Origin of the sequence: Segnochrobactrum spirostomi (genome assembly GCF_009600605.1) — a bacterium.
GTDB lineage: Bacteria > Pseudomonadota > Alphaproteobacteria > Rhizobiales > Segnochrobactraceae > Segnochrobactrum > Segnochrobactrum spirostomi.
Window position 1 is genome coordinate 1,050,947 of sequence record NZ_VWNA01000001.1, and the last position, 17,534, is coordinate 1,068,480.

Annotated in this window: 16 protein-coding genes and 1 pseudogene; 9 read left to right on the forward strand and 8 right to left on the reverse strand. The window is 67.9% G+C overall.

Annotated elements, in window-relative coordinates; translation table 11 throughout:
- Positions 1–108 precede the first annotated feature (108 nt).
- From F0357_RS04685 to F0357_RS04695, 3 genes are all read left to right on the forward strand, one after another.
- Positions 109–633 carry a hypothetical protein gene (locus F0357_RS04685; protein WP_153479311.1) on the forward strand — a complete coding sequence of 175 codons (525 nt, stop codon included), beginning with the start codon at positions 109–111 and terminating at the stop codon, positions 631–633.
- A 122-nt stretch (positions 634–755) separates the two neighbouring features.
- Positions 756–2,453, forward strand: a complete 1,698-nt coding sequence (locus F0357_RS04690) for a PAS domain-containing hybrid sensor histidine kinase/response regulator family protein (protein ID WP_208948220.1) — start codon at positions 756–758, stop codon at positions 2,451–2,453.
- 118 nt (positions 2,454–2,571) lie between these two features.
- Positions 2,572–3,009: a hypothetical protein gene (locus tag F0357_RS04695; RefSeq protein ID WP_153479312.1), complete on the forward strand. Its 438-nt coding sequence runs from the start codon at positions 2,572–2,574 to the stop codon at positions 3,007–3,009.
- Positions 3,010–3,015: 6 nt separating this feature from the next.
- Here the strand turns inward: F0357_RS04695 and F0357_RS04700 are convergent, their stop codons facing one another.
- Positions 3,016–3,915 (reverse strand): MBL fold metallo-hydrolase, encoded by a 900-nt coding sequence (locus tag F0357_RS04700; RefSeq protein WP_153479313.1) that lies wholly within the window; start codon positions 3,913–3,915, stop codon positions 3,016–3,018.
- Between the two features lie 85 nt (positions 3,916–4,000).
- Here F0357_RS04700 and F0357_RS04705 point away from each other — a divergent pair, with 85 nt between their 5' ends.
- The 4 genes from F0357_RS04705 to F0357_RS04720 all read left to right on the forward strand — a co-directional run bounded on the left by F0357_RS04705 (position 4,001) and on the right by F0357_RS04720 (position 6,998).
- Complete coding sequence (locus F0357_RS04705) at positions 4,001–4,327, forward strand: ArsR/SmtB family transcription factor (RefSeq protein ID WP_153479314.1); 327 nt, start codon at positions 4,001–4,003, stop codon at positions 4,325–4,327.
- Positions 4,328–4,349: 22 nt separating this feature from the next.
- Entirely contained in the window at positions 4,350–4,901 is a 552-nt protein-coding gene (locus tag F0357_RS04710) for a rhodanese family protein (protein ID WP_153479315.1), read from the forward strand.
- A gap of 5 nt (positions 4,902–4,906) precedes the next feature.
- Positions 4,907–5,710 carry a sulfite exporter TauE/SafE family protein gene (locus F0357_RS04715; protein ID WP_153486169.1) on the forward strand — a complete coding sequence of 268 codons (804 nt, stop codon included), beginning with the start codon at positions 4,907–4,909 and terminating at the stop codon, positions 5,708–5,710.
- A 127-nt stretch (positions 5,711–5,837) separates the two neighbouring features.
- The gene (locus F0357_RS04720; protein ID WP_153479316.1) at positions 5,838–6,998 is read left to right on the forward strand and encodes an MFS transporter; all 1,161 of its coding nucleotides are present in this window, start codon (positions 5,838–5,840) and stop codon (positions 6,996–6,998) included.
- Positions 6,999–7,024: 26 nt separating this feature from the next.
- On the opposite strand, the gene F0357_RS04725 is transcribed toward F0357_RS04720, so the two are convergent.
- Together F0357_RS04725 and F0357_RS04730 are read right to left on the reverse strand one after the other, a co-directional pair.
- Positions 7,025–7,255, reverse strand: coding sequence for a hypothetical protein (locus F0357_RS04725; RefSeq protein WP_153479317.1), 231 nt, complete (start codon positions 7,253–7,255; stop codon positions 7,025–7,027).
- Between the two features lie 235 nt (positions 7,256–7,490).
- Complete coding sequence (locus tag F0357_RS04730) at positions 7,491–8,936, reverse strand: polyhydroxyalkanoate depolymerase (protein ID WP_312861448.1); 1,446 nt, start codon at positions 8,934–8,936, stop codon at positions 7,491–7,493.
- A 103-nt stretch (positions 8,937–9,039) separates the two neighbouring features.
- On the opposite strand from F0357_RS04730, the gene F0357_RS04735 reads away from it, so the two are divergent.
- Positions 9,040–9,693 carry a glutathione S-transferase family protein gene (locus F0357_RS04735; RefSeq protein WP_153479318.1) on the forward strand — a complete coding sequence of 218 codons (654 nt, stop codon included), beginning with the start codon at positions 9,040–9,042 and terminating at the stop codon, positions 9,691–9,693.
- Positions 9,694–9,862: 169 nt separating this feature from the next.
- Positions 9,863–12,651 (forward strand): annotated as a pseudogene (gene ppc, locus F0357_RS04740) (phosphoenolpyruvate carboxylase).
- Positions 12,652–12,682: 31 nt separating this feature from the next.
- Here the strand turns inward: ppc and F0357_RS04745 are convergent.
- The 5 genes from F0357_RS04745 to F0357_RS04765 all read right to left on the reverse strand — a co-directional run bounded on the left by F0357_RS04745 (position 12,683) and on the right by F0357_RS04765 (position 17,498).
- Positions 12,683–13,126: a hypothetical protein gene (locus F0357_RS04745; protein WP_153479319.1), complete on the reverse strand. Its 444-nt coding sequence runs from the start codon at positions 13,124–13,126 to the stop codon at positions 12,683–12,685.
- 102 nt (positions 13,127–13,228) lie between these two features.
- A complete protein-coding gene (gene hemN / locus F0357_RS04750) occupies positions 13,229–14,569 on the reverse strand; it encodes an oxygen-independent coproporphyrinogen III oxidase (RefSeq protein WP_153479320.1) in 1,341 nt (446 codons plus the stop codon).
- Positions 14,566–14,724 (reverse strand): cytochrome bd-I oxidase subunit CydX, encoded by a 159-nt coding sequence (gene cydX / locus F0357_RS04755; protein WP_153479321.1) that lies wholly within the window; start codon positions 14,722–14,724, stop codon positions 14,566–14,568. Before cydX ends, hemN begins: the two co-directional genes overlap by 4 nt.
- Positions 14,725–14,738: 14 nt before the next feature.
- Positions 14,739–15,884, reverse strand: coding sequence for a cytochrome d ubiquinol oxidase subunit II (gene cydB / locus F0357_RS04760; protein WP_153479322.1), 1,146 nt, complete (start codon positions 15,882–15,884; stop codon positions 14,739–14,741).
- 27 nt (positions 15,885–15,911) lie between these two features.
- The gene (locus F0357_RS04765) at positions 15,912–17,498 is read right to left on the reverse strand and encodes a cytochrome ubiquinol oxidase subunit I (protein WP_312861680.1); all 1,587 of its coding nucleotides are present in this window, start codon (positions 17,496–17,498) and stop codon (positions 15,912–15,914) included.
- Positions 17,499–17,534 lie beyond the last annotated feature (36 nt).

The following is a 17,534-nucleotide window of genomic DNA, read 5'->3' on the forward strand; positions in this document are numbered from 1 at the left end:
CTCGCCTCTCATTGTGTGCCGCGTCAAGCAATTGAAGAGGGTTTGCGGTTAATCTCGCACGCAGCGGGCGCACGGACGTCCCGGCGCCCCGTCTCGTAGGGCCACATCATGCCACCGCTTTCGCGCCGCTCCCGTGCTTGGCTCGCCTTCGTCGCGATGGCGCCGCTGATTTTTGCGGGAAGCGAGACTTTCGCGGCCGCCGCGAAGACCAAGGTCAAACCGCCCGTCCCGATTTCGCCGTCCGATTGCTCGCTGATCGCGTCCCGGATGGGCGATGCGCTGGGCTTGCGCCTGACGGGTGCCAACGCCGATTTCACCGATCCGGCGACCAGCCTCCCGGGCCAAGCCTGCCACATCACCGGTCAGGGACGTTCCAACAAGCTTTTCGATATCGACAACGCCGCGCGGGCGTTGGTGGTCGGCATGAGCGGCTGGAAGCGCGACCCGATGCTTGACGCCGACGGTCCCGATGGGGCGGTGCGCACCTTCAAGCGGCCGAAACAGACCGCGATCCTCTCCGTGACGTGGAGTGCCCCGCCGGGCGTGTGCCGCGACGATGAGCCCATCGCGTCCTGCGACATCAAGCCGAGCCAACGGATCTGGAGCTTTTCCGGCGACGCGTTCCAGTTATAGGCCGCCGTCCGCAGCGGCCGCATGTGCGCGCGGATCGAATCGAACGACCGCACGTTTCATCGTCGGACCCAACACCGGCACCAGACCGCGGCGCCGACGGAACTGCGGCAAAGAGAGCCCCTTTGACGGAAGACCGCGACCATAGCCCGCACACCGGCGCCAACGTGGCGCTGATGGCGCTCAACGAGGTGCTGGAGCGCCGCGTGGCCGAGCGGACCCAGGCGCTCGCCGCGGCCAACCAGCGGCTCCAGCAGGAGATCGCCGAGCGAGAACGGGCCGAGGCGGCAGTGCGGCGAACGGAGCAATTGTTCCGCCTGCTCGTCCAGGGCGTCACCGATTATGCCCTCTACATGCTCGACCCGAACGGCATCGTCACGAGCTGGAACACCGGTGCCGAGCGCATCAAGGGCTACACCACCGACGAAATTCTCGGCCAATCTTTCGCGCGGTTCTATACGCCGGAGGACGCCGCCGCGGGCGAGCCGGCGCGGGCGCTCAAGGCCGCCCGCGAGCGGGGCCGCGACGAGCACGAAACGTGGCACGTGCGCAAGGACGGCTCACGGTTCTGGGCGAACGTCGTGATCGATTCGATCTACGATGAGGACGGCACGCTGATCGGGTTCGCCAAGATCACCCGGGACGTGACCGAGCGGCGCCGCACCCAGGAAGACCTCGATCTCGCGCGGGAAGCGCTGTTCCAATCCCGCAAGATGGAGGCGATCGGCCAGCTCACGGGCGGCGTCGCGCACGACTTCAACAATATCCTCACCGGCATCATCGGCGCGCTCGATCTCGTACGCCGCCGACTCGAGGCCGGCCGTACCGGCGAAATCCTGCGCTATGTCGAGGTGGCCAGCACGGCGGCGAACCGCGCGGCCTCACTCACCGCCCGTCTTCTCGCCTTCGGCCGCCGGCAGCCGCTGACGGTGACGTCGGTCGACCTCAACGGCATCGTCCTCTCGATGGCGGATCTGCTGCGCCGAACCATGGGCGAGGCGATCGAGATCGAGATCGGCCTGGAGCCGGACCTGCCCTGCGCTGCGACCGATGTGAATCAGATCGAGAATGCGATCCTCAATCTCGCGATCAATGCCCGCGACGCCATGCCGGCGGGCGGGCGCCTGACCATCCGGACCGAGCGCGAGCCGCCCGGCGGAACCGCAGAGGGGCCGGGCTTCGTCTTCCTCACGGTGGCCGACACGGGCCGGGGCATGGACACCGACGTACGCGAGAAGGCCTTCGAGCCCTTCTTCACCACGAAGGCGCTCGGCCAAGGCACCGGCCTCGGCCTTTCGATGATCTACGGCTTCATGAAGCAGATCGGCGGCAATGCCGAGATCGCCTCGGAGCCCGGTGCGGGCACCCTCGTTCGCCTGACGCTGCCGATCGCCGCCGCGGACCCCACGCCTCGCGAGGTTTCGCGCGACGAGGCGGCGCCGGTCACCTCGGGCGCCGGCGAAACGATCCTTCTCGTCGAGGACGATCCCGACATCCGCGCCCTCGCTCAGGAGACCTTGCGCGAGCAGGGCTACCGGGTGATCGCCTGCGAGGACGCCGCCGGCGCGCGCACGGCGCTGCGCGCTGATGCTGGTATCGCCCTTCTGGTGACGGATTTCGGATTGCCGGGCGGTACGAACGGCCGGGCGCTGGCGGCGGAGGCGCGCGCGATGCGGCCGAGCCTGCCGATCATCCTCATGACCGGCTATGCCGACGAGGCGGCCGATCGCCCGGACTTCCTCGGTCCCGGCATGGTTCTCCTCACCAAACCCTTTGCGCTCGACACCTTCACCGCTAGGGTTCGCGGGTCTCTCGACGGCTGACCGACGGCGAGCCGGGAGACCCGCCGGACGGCTGGGCTGGCCGCCGCGGCCTTACGCCGTCTCTCTGGGCGCGCGGCCTCCGTGGTGGCCACCCGCACCCACATTTTGGGGTTCTCTCATGAAATCGATCCGCGTTGTCGTGGCGCTCGCCGCCGGACTGCTCTCGACCGCCGCGGCGCACGCCGGGGGGGTGCCCGACCTCACGGGCACGTGGAAGCTCGCCGACCAGGCCTTCGCCGCGAGCCGCGTCGGCAGCGGCAACAAATATTTCGGCACCCTGCCGAAACCGGCTTTCGGCACGCCGGATCAGGCCTTCGTCTACACGATCGACAAGCAGGACGGCCGCGCCTTCTACGGCACCGCGACCGGCCCGAACGGCAAGTCGGAAGTCGAAGTCGGCGTCGTCCGCTTCGACAACAACACCTTCCTCATGTCGAGCGACAGCGGCACCGTGCAGGGCCGCATTCTCGGCAAGAAGAAGATCGAGATCTGCTGGACCGACGCCCTTCCGAGCTGGAACGCGGTGTCCTGCGGGCTCTACAAGAAGGTGAAGTAAGATCCGTCAGGCGAGGCTCGGCACGCTGCGGCCGGGCTTCGCCTTCACCGGAATCTGCAAATAATGGACCCCGTTCGCTTCGGCTTCGGGGAAGCGCCCGGCACGGATGTTGACCTGGATGGACGGCAGCAGCAGACGCGGCGCGGACAAGGTCGCATCGCGCGCCGTGCGCATCGCCACGAAGGCGTCCTCGTCGACCCTGCCGCCGACGTGGACGTTGCTCCGCCGCTCGGCCTCGACGGTCGTCTCCCAGGCATAATCGTCGCGTCCCGGCGCCTTGTAGTCGTGGCACATGAAGAGCCGCGTCTCGGGCGGCAGCGCGAGCAGGCGCTGGATCGAGCGGTAAAGCGTGCGGGCGTCACCTCCGGGGAAATCTGCACGGGCCGTCCCGTAATCGGGCATGAACAGCGTGTCGCCGACGAACACCGCATCACCCATCCGGTAGGCGACATCGGCCGGCGTATGGCCCGGCACGTAGAGAACCTCCACCTCGATCCCACCGATCATGAAGCGCTCGCCGTCGGCAAAGAGCTGGTCGAAATCGCGCCCGTCGGCCGCGAGGTCCGTGGCGTTGAAGACGGGCCGGAAGATTCGCTGAACCTCGACGATGTGCTCGCCGATGGCGATCTTCGCGCCGGTGCGCGCCTTGATGAGCGGGGCGCCGGACAGGTGGTCCGCGTGGGCGTGGGTTTCGAGCACCCAGGCGATGGTCAGCCCCGCCGCCTCGGCGGCACCAAGGATCGCCTCTACCGAGGCGGTGTCCACCTCGCCCGAGGCGGGATCGAAATCGAGCACGGGATCGACCACGGCGGCGATGCGCGTTGTCGGATCGCTGACGAGATAGCTCACCGTGAAGGTCGCCTCGTCGAAGAAGGCACGGATGTCGGGTTTCGTGTGAGAGGCCATGGCCGGCTCCTGGGGTGCGCCCTTTCGTGTTGACAGAAATATTAGCATTCACTAATTTAGTCAAACCTAATTAATGAGCCATCCAATGCCCGTGACCACCCCGGAAGCCGCGACGCTCGCCGCCCTCGAAGCGAAGGCGGAGGAGGCCGCGCGCTTCCTCTCCCTGCTCGCGAACGAGCGGCGCCTGCTGATCCTCTGCCACCTCGCGACGCGCGGGGAGATGAAGGTTTCGGCGCTCGCCGAGGCGGTCGACCTGTCCCAGTCGGCCCTGTCCCAGCATCTCGCAAAGCTGCGCGAAGACGGCCTCGTCGCCTTCCGCCGCGAGAGCCAGACGCTGTTCTACCGCCTCGACGATCCCCGGGCGGCGCGCCTGCTCGCGACGCTCAAAGACATCTTCTGCCCCGCGCTCTGACCCCGTTCGAAGGACCTGCATCATGAGTCTTCAACCGATCGATCCCGCCGCCGCCGCCCGTCTCGCCGCCGCCGGTGCCCTCGTCGTCGACATCCGCGAGGCGGACGAATATGCCCGCGAGCACATCGCCGGGGCGCGCAACGTCGCCGTTTCCCGCCTCGCCGCCACGGCGGCCCCGACCGACGACCGCGCCCTGGTGTTTCATTGCCGCAGCGGCAACCGCACCAACGTCAACGCCGTCGCACTCGCGGAGTGGGCGGGTACGCGGTCGGCCTACGTGATGACCGGCGGCCTCGATGGCTGGAAGGCCGCCGGGCTCGCGACCGTTCGCGACACCCGCCGCCCGATCGAAATCATGCGTCAGGTCCAGATCACCGCGGGGTCGCTCGTCCTGATCGGCGTCGTGCTCGGTTATCTCGTCGCCCCGGACTTCTTCCTGCTGTCGGGCCTGATCGGCGCCGGCCTTCTGTTCGCCGGCGTCTCGGGCTGGTGCGGCATGGCGAAGCTGCTCGCCCTGATGCCGTGGAACCGTCCGTCGCCGATCGCCGCGACGCCGGCCTCGTCGGCACGGTGATCGCCATGACGCCCGCTCTCCTTCCTGCTGGGCTCGCCATCGGAAGCGGCGGGCTCATCGGCCTCGTGCTCGGCCTCATCGGCGGCGGAGGCTCGATCCTGGCGGTGCCGCTCCTCGTCTACGGGGTCGGCGTCGCCTCGCCGCACGTCGCAATCGGCACCGCCGCCGTCGCGGTGGCGCTCAATGCCGGCGGCGGGCTCGCCGCCCACGCCCGCCAGCACACGATCAAATGGCGCTGCGCCCTGGTCTTCGCCGCCACGGGCGTCGTCGGTGCCCTCGTTGGATCGGCGTTCGGCAAGGCAATGGACGGCGAGCGCCTGCTCGCTCTGTTCGGCGCGGTGATGATCGGGGTCGGCCTCCTGATGCTGCGGCCGCGCCGCGGCGGCGACCGGGCCGACGTGCGGCTCGATTCGTCGAGTGCGGCCTACCTCCTGCCGCGGTTGATCGGGATCGGCTTCGCCGTCGGCGTGCTCGCCGGCTTCTTCGGCATCGGCGGCGGCTTCCTCATCGTGCCGGGCCTCATCGCCGCGACGCGGATGCCGTTGCGCAACGCGATCGGCACCTCTCTCGTCTCGGTCGCGGCGTTCGGCGTTGCGGGGGCCGCTTCCTACGCCGCCTCGGGCTATGTCGATTGGCCCCTCGCCGCCCTCGTCATCGTGGGCGGCTTGGCCGGCAGCCTCGCCGGAACCCATCTCGGCACTGCGCTCGCGGGACGCCGCGGCCTGCTCACGGCGATGTTCTCGGCAATCGTCATCACCGTCGGGATCTATGTCGTCGTCCGCGGCCTCCTCCCGCTCCACGTCGTCTGAGGCACCTCACCGAGCTGCGATGGCCGGGCGGCTTGAAGGGGCAGCGCCGGGCGAGTAGGAGAGCGGGGCGCCCGAGGGGCGCTTTGACCGGCTCACGACCCGCCGGCGAGGGCGGAGGCCGATCATCATGGAAGCGACCGTTGCGACCCGCACCCGGGGCGGTGCGGCCGAGCGATTCGCGACCCGCGTTGCGTTCTTCGTGATCGGCGTGACGCTGTCGAGCTGGGCACCGCTGGTACCCTTCGCCAAGGCGCGGCTCGGCGCCGACGACGCGACCCTCGGCCTTCTGCTGCTCTGCCTCGGCGCCGGCGCCGTGATCACCATGCCCCTGTCGGGTGCGATGATCGCGCGGTTCGGCTGCCGGGCGGTCGTGACCACCGCCGCGATTCTGCTGTTCGTGACGCTGCCGCTGCTCGCCTTCGTGTCGAGCGTACCCGTATTCGCCATCGTCCTGCTCCTGTTCGGCGCTGGGTCGGGAGCGATCGACGTGGCGGCAAACGTCAATGCGATGATGGTCGAGCGCGCCTCCGGGCGGGCGCTGATGTCGGGCTTTCATGGGCTCTTCAGCGTCGGCGGCATCGTCGGCGCGGCGGGGATGAGCGCTCTCCTCGCCCTCGGCGTGGCGCCTCTCGCCGCGGTCTCCGGCATCATGGTCGCGCTCGCATCCCTATTCGCGGCGAGCGCCCGCTTCCTGATTCCTTCGGCGGCGCAGGACGGCGGCAAGGCGCCGGCCTTCGCCGTGCCCCACGGCATCGTCATCGTTCTCGGCGGCCTCGCCTGCATCGCTTTCCTGGCGGAAGGGGCGATTCTCGATTGGAGCGCGCTCTTCCTCACGACCCAGCGCGGCTTCGATCCGGCTCATGCGGGGCTCGGCTATGCCGCGTTCGCCGCCGCGATGACCCTCGGCCGCCTCACCGGCGATCGGATCGTCGCGGCACTCGGCGGGGTACGGGTGCTGGCGCTCGGCGGGCTCATGGCCGCCGCCGGCTTCCTTGTCGCGATGCTGGTGCCGTTCGGGATCGCGACGCTCGCGGGCTTCGTGCTGGTCGGGCTCGGCTCATCCAACATCGTGCCGGTGATCTACAACGTCACCGGCCGGCAGACGGCGATGGCGACGAGCCACGCGACCGCCGCCGTCACCACCCTGGGCTATGCCGGCATCCTGGTCGGCCCGGCGATGATCGGGTTCGTCGCCAACGCGACCGGACTCGCGGCCGCCTTCGGCCTTCTCGGCGTTCTCCTCCTCGTCGTCTCGGCGAGCGCGCGGATCGCCCGCGCGCCGACCTGACCGGGGGTCGTCGGCCGGATCGCGCGTCAGCCTTTGCCCGAGCGGACGACCTTCTGGATCGGACGCGGCGGATTGCCGGACATCTCGGCAATCTTGCGGTCCTGCGCCTCGAGGAAGGGGCGCGCCGGACTATCGCCGTCGAGGCCGCCGACCTCGATCGCCGGGACCTTGCGATTCGAGGCGCGGCCGCCGTCCTCGTAGAACACGTCGAACAGAACGAAGCCGTCGGTGCTTTGCTTCTTGGTGGAACGGGCCATGGTGTGAGTCCTCGGTCGAACGGCGGCCGCGCTCGGCGTCCGCACGGGCGGGCGAGGCGGCGTTGGGCATGGGAAACCGCCGAGGGACGCGCAGAGGGGCCCGGGCGGAGCGACAGTGGAAGCGGCGTTCGGCGGGCGGCGTGCGTGAGGCGGCGGTGATCCGCGCCGGGTTCTCCTCATACACGGCCAGGATGGCGGTGCGGTGGCAGCGGGTCCGAACGGCCCCTCTTCTCGATCAGCCGGTCGAGAGGACGAGGTTGCGCACGATCGGGTAGATCTGCCCTTCCCACTTGCGGCCGCTGAACACCCCATAATGGCCGACGCCCGGCTGCATATGGTGGCGCTTCAGGAACGGTTTCAAGCCCGAACAGAGCTCGTGGGCCGCCGATGTCTGGCCGAGTGCACAGATATCGTCGCGCTCACCCTCGACGGTGAGGAGCGCAGTGCGCCGAATCGCACGAGGCTCGACCTTGACGCCGCGATAGACGAGCGCGCCACGGGCGAGGTCCGCGTCCTGGAACACGCGCCTGACCGTCTCGAGATAGAACTCGGCCGGGAGGTCGAGCACGGCGAAATATTCGTCGTAGAAGGCCTTGATGGTCGCCGCCTTCTCCGTCTCTCCGTTGGCGATGTGGTCGGCGAGTTCGATGTGGGCGTTGAGGTGCCGCTTCAGGTTCATCGAGACGAAGGCGAGCAGTTGCACGAAGCCCGGATAGACCCGTCTCCCGCCGCCGTCGTAGCGGCGCGGCACGGTCGAGATGAGGTTCTGCTCGAACCAGGCCATCGGCTTCGACAGGGCGAGTTCGTTGACCTTGGTCGGGTTGACGCGGGTATCGACAGGGCCCGCCATCAGAATCATCGAGCGGGGCTGGTCGGGACTGCCGTCCGCAGCCATCAGCGCCACCGCGGCGAGCACCTGGACGCACGGCTGGCAGACCGCCAGCACGTGGGCCTCGGGGCCGAGATGCTTCAGGAAGCGGATCACGTGCTCGACATAATCGTCGAAGCCGAAGGGCCCCGCGGCGAGCGGCACGTCGCGGGCATTGTGCCAATCGGTGATGTAGACGTCGTGGTCAGCAAGGAGCGTGCGCACCGTGTTGCGCAGCAGCGTCGCGAAGTGCCCGGACATCGGCGCAACCACCAGCACCGGCGGCTGCGCGACCTCCACATCCTTGGCGAAATGGAGCAGCGTCGCGAACGGCGTCGTCAACACCGCCTCCTCGCGCACCGCCACCTCGCGGTTGCCGACCGTCACGGCCTCGATGCCGTAAGCCGGCCGGGCGTGGGTCAGGCGCGCGCGGGCGATGAGTTCGAGCCCGGCGGCGACGCGGCGCGCGCCGGGACCGTCGGCCGCCTCGGCGATCAGCCGCGCCGGATCGGCGGCCCAAGGCAACGCGATCTTCGCGGCACCGCCGCCGAACCAGCCGAACGGCGACCCGTTCGCTTGTCCGAGCGCTCCGAACAAATCGCCCCACGGCGCGCCACCGGCCTTGTCGCCCCACAGCCGGGAGAACCAATCGAGCCCCGGCATCACGAACGGGGCTGCGGCGAACGAGGATGTGGCGAACGGAAAAAGCGAACCGCCCGCGGCGGCGCGGGCGATCATACCGAGACCACCCGCAGCGAAGGCGCGCAGCGGGTCTCCGAGGTCGGACTGGGCCTGATAGGCACGGTACAGCACGCGGCCTGCCCCCGGACGGATCGAACACGGAGGAAAGCTAGAATATTTCTTTTTGCAGTGCGAGATGATTATCTGATCCCAGACGGGCGACGAGAGGCGGGCGATGGCGACGGCGACGCTGACCATTTCGAGCAAGAATTATTCGTCCTGGTCGCTGCGCGGCTGGTTGCTCTGCCGCATGGCCGGCATCGCCTTCGAGGAGATGCCGATCCCGTTCGACGATCCCGATGCGCGCGCCGAGCTCCTGCTGCTCTCGCCCTCCTTCCTGGTGCCCTGCCTCGAACATGACGGCGCGCGGGTGTGGGATACGCTCGCCATCGCGGAATATCTCGCCGAGCTCTTTCCGGCCGCCGGTCTGCTGCCGGCCGATCGCATCCCACGGGCGCTCTGCCGATCGGTCTCCGGCGAAATGCACTCGGGCTTCGCCAACCTGCGCTCGGCCCTGCCGATGAACCTGCGGGCGCGCTATCCCGGCTTCAAGATCTGGGCCGGCGCCAAGCCCGACATCGACCGCGTCACCGCGATCTGGCGTGAGTGCCTCGCCCGCTCCGGCGGCCCCTTCCTGTTCGGCGCGCCGACCATGGCGGACGCCATGTACGCGCCGGTCTGCACCCGCTTCACCACCTACGACGTCGCGCTCGACGAGGTCTGCACGGGCTATGTGCGGACCGTGCTCGACTGGCCCGTTCTCGGCGAGTGGATCAAGGCCGCCCAGGCCGAGCCGGAGGAGCTCGAGGAGCTCGACGTCGAGTTCTGAGCGCCTGCCGGTTCCGCCGTCGCCCCGCTTGCATCCGCGAGGGAGCGGTGGCACGGAGCTTGCGTCTATCAAGGATGCGGAGCGCGACGATCCTCCCCGCGCGCACCGCCCTTCGCGTCCGATCGGCCACCCCCGCCGTCACGAACCGCCTTTATCGTCAGGAGCCAGCATGGCCGCCATCGCCGAAGCCACTCTTGCAAGCCTACCGCACGAGATCGACGCCACGGCCGACCGCGACAAGCCGCTGTTCGACGACGTGCGGCTACTCGGCCAATTGCTCGGCGATACCGTCCGCGAGCAGGAGGGCGAGACGACCTTCGAGCTCATCGAGGCGATCCGCCGGCTCTCGGTCGCCTTCCAGCGGCGCGCCGACGAGGAGGCGGGCCGCAACCTCAATAGCCTTTTGAAGAGCCTCAGCCCGGCGGAGACGGTGTCCGTCATCCGCGCCTTCTCCTATTTCTCGCACCTCGCGAACCTCGCCGAGGACTGCCACAACCTTCGGCAGCGCGCCCACCTGGAGGCGAACGAAGAGCACATCGAGGGCAGCCTCGACCACTCCTTCGACCTGCTCGCCGAGGCCGGCATCGAGGACGAGCGCGTGGTCCGCGCGCTGTCGCGAAGCTGGGTCTCGCCGGTGCTCACCGCCCACCCGACCGAGGTGCAGCGCAAGAGCATCCTCGACGCCGAGCGCGCCATCGCCGTCCTTCTCGCCGAACGCGAGACCATGCGGACGCCGCGCGCCCGCGCCGAGAACGAGGCGCTCTTGCGCACCCGCATCAGCCAGCTCTGGCAGACGAGGCTCCTGCGCGTCGTCAAGCTCACCGTGGCCGACGAGATCGAAAACGCCCTCTCCTATTATCGCAGCACCTTCCTCACCCAGATCCCGCGGCTCTATGCCGAGCTCGACGAGCGCCTCGGCAAGCCGGTGGCGCCGTTCTTCCGCATGGGCAACTGGATCGGTGGCGACCGCGACGGCAACCCGAACGTCAATGCGGCGACCCTGGACATGGCGATCCGCCGTCACGGCGAGACGGTGCTGCGCCATTATCTGACGAAGGTGCACGAGCTCGGTGCCGAACTTTCGATCTCGCGCATGCTGGTCGGCTGCTCGCCTGAACTCCAGGGCCTCGCCGAGCGCTCCGGCGACGACAACCCGCACCGCGACGACGAGCCCTATCGCCGCGCCCTCACCGGGATCTATGCCCGCCTCGCCGGCACGCTGAAGGCGCTGACCGGCGGCGATGCGCTCCGCCACGCCGTCGCCCCGGGCACTGCCTATCAGAACGCGGGCGAGTTCCTCGCCGACCTGCGCGTGATCGAGGACTCCCTGAAGCGCCACCACGGCGCCGCCCTGGTTCGCCCGCTGCTCGCGCCGCTGATCCGGGCCGTCGAGGTGTTCGGCTTCCACCTCGCCACCACCGACCTGCGCCAGAGCTCCGACAAGCACGAGGCGGTCGTCGCCGAACTGCTCGCGGCGGCGCGGGTCGAGGCGAACTATTCGGCGCTCGACGAGGAGGCGAAGCGATCGCTCCTCCTCTCCGTCCTGTCCGACCCGCGCAGCCTCAAGGTGCGCACGGCGTCCTATTCCGAGGCGACCGAGACCGAACTCCTCATCTTCGAGACGGCCCGGCGGCTGCGCGCCAAGTTCGGCCGCGAGGCGATCCGCCACTACATCATCAGCCACACCGAGAGCGTCAGCGACCTCCTCGAGGTACTCGTCCTCCAGAAGGAAGCGGGCCTCCTCCACGGCACCCTGTCGCCCATGTCGGCGAACCAGGCGAAGGTCGACCTCATCGTCGTGCCGCTGTTCGAGACGATCGAGGATCTGCGCGCCGCCGAACCGATCATGCGCGCCTTCTACGATCTGCCCGGCATCGAGGCGATGGTGCGCAATTCGAGCGGCGAGCAGGACATCATGCTCGGCTATTCGGACAGCAACAAAGACGGCGGCTATCTGACCTCGAACTGGGAGCTCTACCGCTCCTCGACCGCCCTCGTCCGCCTGTTCGAATCGAAGCCCGGCCTGACGCTGCGCCTGTTCCACGGCCGCGGCGGCGCCGTCGGCCGCGGCGGCGGACCGTCCTATCAGGCGATCATCGCCCAGCCCCGGGCACGGTGAAGGGCCAGATCCGCCTCACCGAACAGGGCGAGGTGATCAACGCGAAATATGCGAACCCCGAGATCGGCAAGCGCAATCTCGAGACGCTGATGGCCGCCGCCATCGAGGCGACCCTGCTCACCCGCGAGGAGCGCGCGCCGCCGGAATTCCTGGAGGCCGCGGCCGACCTCTCGGCGCGCTCGATGAAGGCCTACCGCACGCTCGTCTACGAGACCGACGGCTTCACCGATTATTTCTTCACCGCGACGCCGATCGCCGAGATCGCCGAGCTCAACATCGGCTCGCGCCCCGCCTCGCGGCGCGCCAACCGGCGGATCGAGGATCTGCGCGCCATCCCGTGGTCGTTCTCGTGGGGCCAGAGCCGCGTCGCCCTGCCCGGCTGGTTCGGCTTCGGCAGCGCGGTCGAAGGGTTCCTCGCCGACGGCCCGGCCGACCGGCTGCCGCTTCTGAAGCACATGGGCGCGGAGTGGCCGTTCTTCCGCACCACGCTGTCCAACATGGACATGGTGCTCGCCAAGGCCGACCTCGGCGTCGCGCGCCGCTATGCCGACTTGGTGCCGGACCGGGCGCTCGCCGAGCGCATCTTCGGGGAAATCGAGGCGGAGTGGCACCGCGTGGTGAAGGCGCTCGAGGCGATCACCGGCGAGGCGAAGCGGCTCGCCGACAGCCCGGCGCTCGCCCGCTCGATCACCCATCGCTCGGCCTACATCACGCCGCTCAACCATCTCCAGGTCGAGCTCTTACGCCGCTGGCGCAGCGGGGCCGTGGACGACAAGGCCCAGCGCGGCATCCTCATTTCGATCAACGGCGTCGCCGCGGGCCTGCGCAACAGCGGATGAAGATCACCTGCCCAAGATCGATCGGACCCCTTCAGCGGCAACTGGCGTGAAATACTGCGGCCTTATCTATAAGGCCACCATATCGAGCGCTAGTCCAAATAACCTCATGCTTGGAAGAGGCAATATCAAATATATACTGCTCCGTAACGCCATCATAAACAACTAATAGAACAATCTTGCCTCCAGCAGATGGAAGCGGAATGATTCTGCCACCCATCGAACTGGCGCTACGTGGCGCAGCGGCGTCACCTATTATGACGTCAAAAGTGCCGTTCGCTTGGCGAACTAACGTTATTGATCCGCTTTTGATGGTGTCGGGCCGCCAGCCGCCCTGTCCCGGCGGAACCGCACCTCCCTCAAAATAGTACGCATAGCCGCCCGATTCCGAGCAGACTGCAATCGTCTCGCTATCTTGTGCCATGGCGGAAACCGGGCATGACAGGAGAGCGAAAATTGCTGCGACGAGGCGCTTCATCGGGACACATCGATTAAGAGTTGAGGGCAGCACGCGCCCTCAACTCTATCAAGTTTCCGTTTCTCTGCATCTACGCTATGCCGGCAAAGATGCGAGATTGCCTCACACCGCGCGGCTGAACCGCGTGGGTTCGATGGCGCGGAACTGGTCGAACACCGCGGCGACGAGGCGCACGAAGGGGCGGCCGATCTCGGTCACCTCGACGCGCGCGCCGTTGACCTGGACAAGGCCATCCGCCGCGAGCGGGCGCAGCAGCGCCAGTTCGTCGGCATAGTCCCGCCCGGCCGCGACCGCGTGCAGATCCACTTTGAAGTCGCACATCAGCGCCTCGATGATGCGGGCGCGGACGAGGTCGTCGCCGACGAAGCGATGGCCGCGTGCGGTCGGCATTTCGCCGGCATCGATCTTGTGGGCGTAGGCCGTATTGCCGGTGATGTTTTGCACATAACCGTCCGCGAGCCGCGAGATCGCCGATGAGCCGAAGCCGATCAGGGTCGGGCGGTCGTCGTCGGTGTAGCCCTGGAAGTTGCGGTGCAGGCGTCCCACGGAGACCGCTTTGGCGAGGCTGTCGTCCGGCCGGGCATAATGGTCGATGCCGATCTGGACATAGCCGGCGGCTGCGAAGATCGCCGCCACCATCTGCGCCTGGGCGAAGCGCTGCTCGGCGCCCGGCAGCGAGGCCGGGTCGATCAGACGCTGGTTGCGCCGGCGGGCCGGCATGTGGGCGTAGCCGTAGACCGCGACCCGGTCGGGATCGAGATCGATCACCGTCTGGCAGGTCTTCTCGATCGACTCCTCGGTCTGACCGGGAAGCCCGTACATCAGATCGAGATTGATGCAGTTGATGCCGACGGCATGGAGGTGATCGATGCCGCGCGTCACCACCGGCAACGGCTGGACCCGGCCGATCGCCTTCTGGACGAACGGATCGAGATCCTGGACGCCGAAGCTCGCCCGGTTGATGCCGAGCGCCGCGAGGCTTTCGGCGAGCGGACGGTCGAGGCGGCGCGGATCAAGTTCGATCGCGTGCTCGAAATCCGCCTCGAAGGCGAAGTGGCGGCCGAGCGTCTCGACGATCGAGGCGAGCGCCTCGCCGCCGAGGATGGTCGGCGTGCCGCCGCCCCAATGCAGACGGGCGACCTTGAGCCGGCCCGGCAGATGGCGCGAGACGAGTTCGATCTCGGTCTCGATGCGCTGCCGGTAGGCGGCGAAGACGTCCTCGCGGATCGCCATCTTGGCGTGGCACCCGCAATAATGGCAGAGCGCCCGGCAATAGGGGACGTGGACGTAGAGGGAGATGGGTTCGGCCGGATCAAGCCGGCCGAGCCAGCGCGCGTGGTCCTGGGGCCCTACGGCCGCGGTGAATTCCGCGGCCGTCGGGTAGGAGGTGTAGCGGGGAACGGCGCGGCCGGCATAGCGCCGCACCAGGGCCTCGTCGCTCATCGCACGGCCCGCGGGCCGGTGCCCTGCGCCCCTGAGGGCGGCGCGTCTTTCGACGCGCCGTTCGGTCCGTCCTGGCGCAGTTCGAACCACATCGCATTGAGGATCGAAAAGGCGCAGGCGAGGCCGATGCCGAGGATCCAGGAGAAGTACCACATGACCCTAGTTCCTCTCAGTAGGCGTTGGGGTTGCGGCTGATCGAAGCCGCGTTCACCGGGCCGCGCATGACGCGGTAGACCACGGCGGTGTAGGCGAGCACGATCGGCAGGAAGATGCAGGTCGCGATCAGCATGATCCACAGCGTCAGGTGGCTCGACGAGGTATCCCACACCGTCAGGCTCGACTTGGGATCGAGCGAGGACGGCAGCAGGAAGGGGAACAGCGACAGGCCGGCGGTCGAGATGATGCCGAAGATCGACAGGCTCGAACCGAGCAGCGCGAGCTTCATGCCCTTCTGGCCGAGACCGACCCAGGCGATGATGGCGCCGAGGAAGCCGAGCACCGGGGCGATCAGCATCCAGCCGTGGCTGTGGTAGTTGGCGAGCCAGGCACCGGCCTGGGCCACCGCGGTCTTGCCGAGCGGGTTCGACGGACCGTCGACCGCCTGGACGCTCGTCACGACGTAGCCGTCGAGGCCGTAGGCGACCCACACGCCGGCGAGGGCGAACAGCACGATCACGAGAAGCGCCGCGATCTTGCCATAGGCCCGGGCCCGATCGGCCACCGGTCCCGACACGCGGGCCGCGATGACCACCGCGCCGTGCACGACGAGCATACCGAGGCTGATGAGACCGCAGACAAGCGAGAACGGGTTGAGCAGGCCGAAGAAGGTGCCGGTGTAGATCGGACGCAGGGTGTCGTCGAAGGTGAACGGCACGCCGCGCAGCACGTTGCCGACCGCCACGCCGAAGATCAGAGCCGGAACGAAGCCGCCGATGAACAGCGCCCAGTCCCAGATCGACCGCCAGGTCGGGTCGGCGACCTTGCCGCGGAACTTGAAGCCGACCGGCCGCAAGATCAGCGCGAGCAGGATCGCGATCATCGCGAGATAGAAGCCCGAGAAGGAGACGGCGTAGAGGGCCGGCCAGGCGGCAAAGATGGCGCCGCCGCCGAGCACCAGCCACACCTGGTTGCCTTCCCAGGTGGGGCCGATGAGGTTGAGCAAGAGGCGCCGCTCGTCGTCGGTGCGGGCGGCGAAGGGGAGTAGCGCCCCGACGCCGAGATCGAGACCGCCGAACAATGCGAACCCGATGAGCAGGATGCCGAGCAGCAGCCACCAGATCAGGCGCAGGGTTTCATAGTCGAGAGGAATACTCATGGTGTTGGTCCTTGCCTGTGGCCGCGCTCAGCGCTCGGGTCCGGCGGCCGCGCCGACCGGCAGGTGCGGCGAAGCGGGGAACGAGGGGCTCAGCGGATTTCCTTCGGCCGGGCCATGCTTGATGACCTTGACCAGAAGGAAGACCTCGATGATCGCGAGGGTGGTGTAGAGGATGAGGAAGAAGCCGAGGCTGATCGCGAGATCGACCATGGTCAGGCCGGACGCCGCGTAGAAGGTCGGCAGCACGCCCTCGATGATCCAGGGCTGACGGCCGTACTCGGCGACGAGCCACCCCACCTCCACCGCGACCCAGGGCAGCGGCAGGCTGTAGAGGGCGATCTTCAGGAGCAGGCGGCTGTTGCCGATCTGGCCCCGCGCCGAGAGGTAGAAGGCGACGGCGAAGAAGAGGATGAAGTAGAAGCCGAGCCCGACCATGATCCGGAAGCTCCAGAACAGCGGAGTCACGGAGGGCACGGTATCCCACGCCGCCTGGGTGATCTGGGCATCCGTCGCCTGGTCGATCTTGTCGACATAGCGCTTCAGGAGCAGGCCGTAGCCGAGATTGTGCCAGGACTGGGCGAACACGTTGCGCGCCGCCTGGTTGTTCGGGTTGGCCCGGATTTCCTGCAACGCCGTATAGGCGGTGATGCCGTCGCGGATGTTGTGCTCGGCGCGGCCCACGAGCTCGGTGATGCCGGGCAGCGGGGTCGAGATCGAACGGGTGGCGATGAGGCCGAGGAGATAGGGAACCTTGAGCTCGCCGTCGTTGCGGTGCTCGGCCTGATTCGGCCAGGCGACGACGTTGAGATCGGCCGGCGCCGGCTCGGTCTGCCACATCGATTCCATCGCCGCGATCTTCATCTTCTGATGTTCGGTCGCGAGGTAGCCGCTCTCGTCGCCGAGGACGACGACCGACAGCGAAGAGGCGAGGCCGAAGCTCGCGGCCACCGCCATCGAGCGCTTGGCGAGGTCCTTGTGCTTACCCTTGAGCAGGAAATAAGCGCTGATCGCCATCACGAAGATCGAGCCGGTGACGTAGCCGGCGCTCACGGTGTGGACGAACTTGGCCTGGGCGACCGGGTTGAAGATCACCGCGGCGAAGTCGACGACTTCCATGCGCATGGTGTCGGGATTGAACACCGCGCCGACCGGGTTCTGCATCCAGCCGTTGGCGATCAGGATCCAGAGGGCCGAGAAGTTCGCGCCGAGCGCGACGAGCCAGGTGACGGCCAGATGGCCGACCTTCGGCAGGCGATCCCAGCCGAAGAAGAAGATGCCGATGAAGGTCGCTTCCAGGAAGAAGGCCATCAGCCCTTCGATGGCGAGCGGCGCACCGAAGATGTCGCCGACATAATGGCTGTAATAGGCCCAGTTCATGCCGAACTGGAACTCCATCACGATGCCGGTCGCCACACCCATGGCGAAGTTGATGCCGAACAGGGTGCCCCAGAAGAGCGTCATGCGGCGCCAGATGTCCCGGCCCGTCATGACGTAAACGCTCTCCATGATGGCGAGCAGGAAGGAAAGCCCCAAGGTGAGGGGCACGAAGAGGAAGTGGTATAGAGCTGTCGCCGCGAATTGCAGGCGCGACAGGTCCACCACGGTGAAGTCGATCATGGAGAGATCCGCCTCGCTTCGAGCCGGACGGTA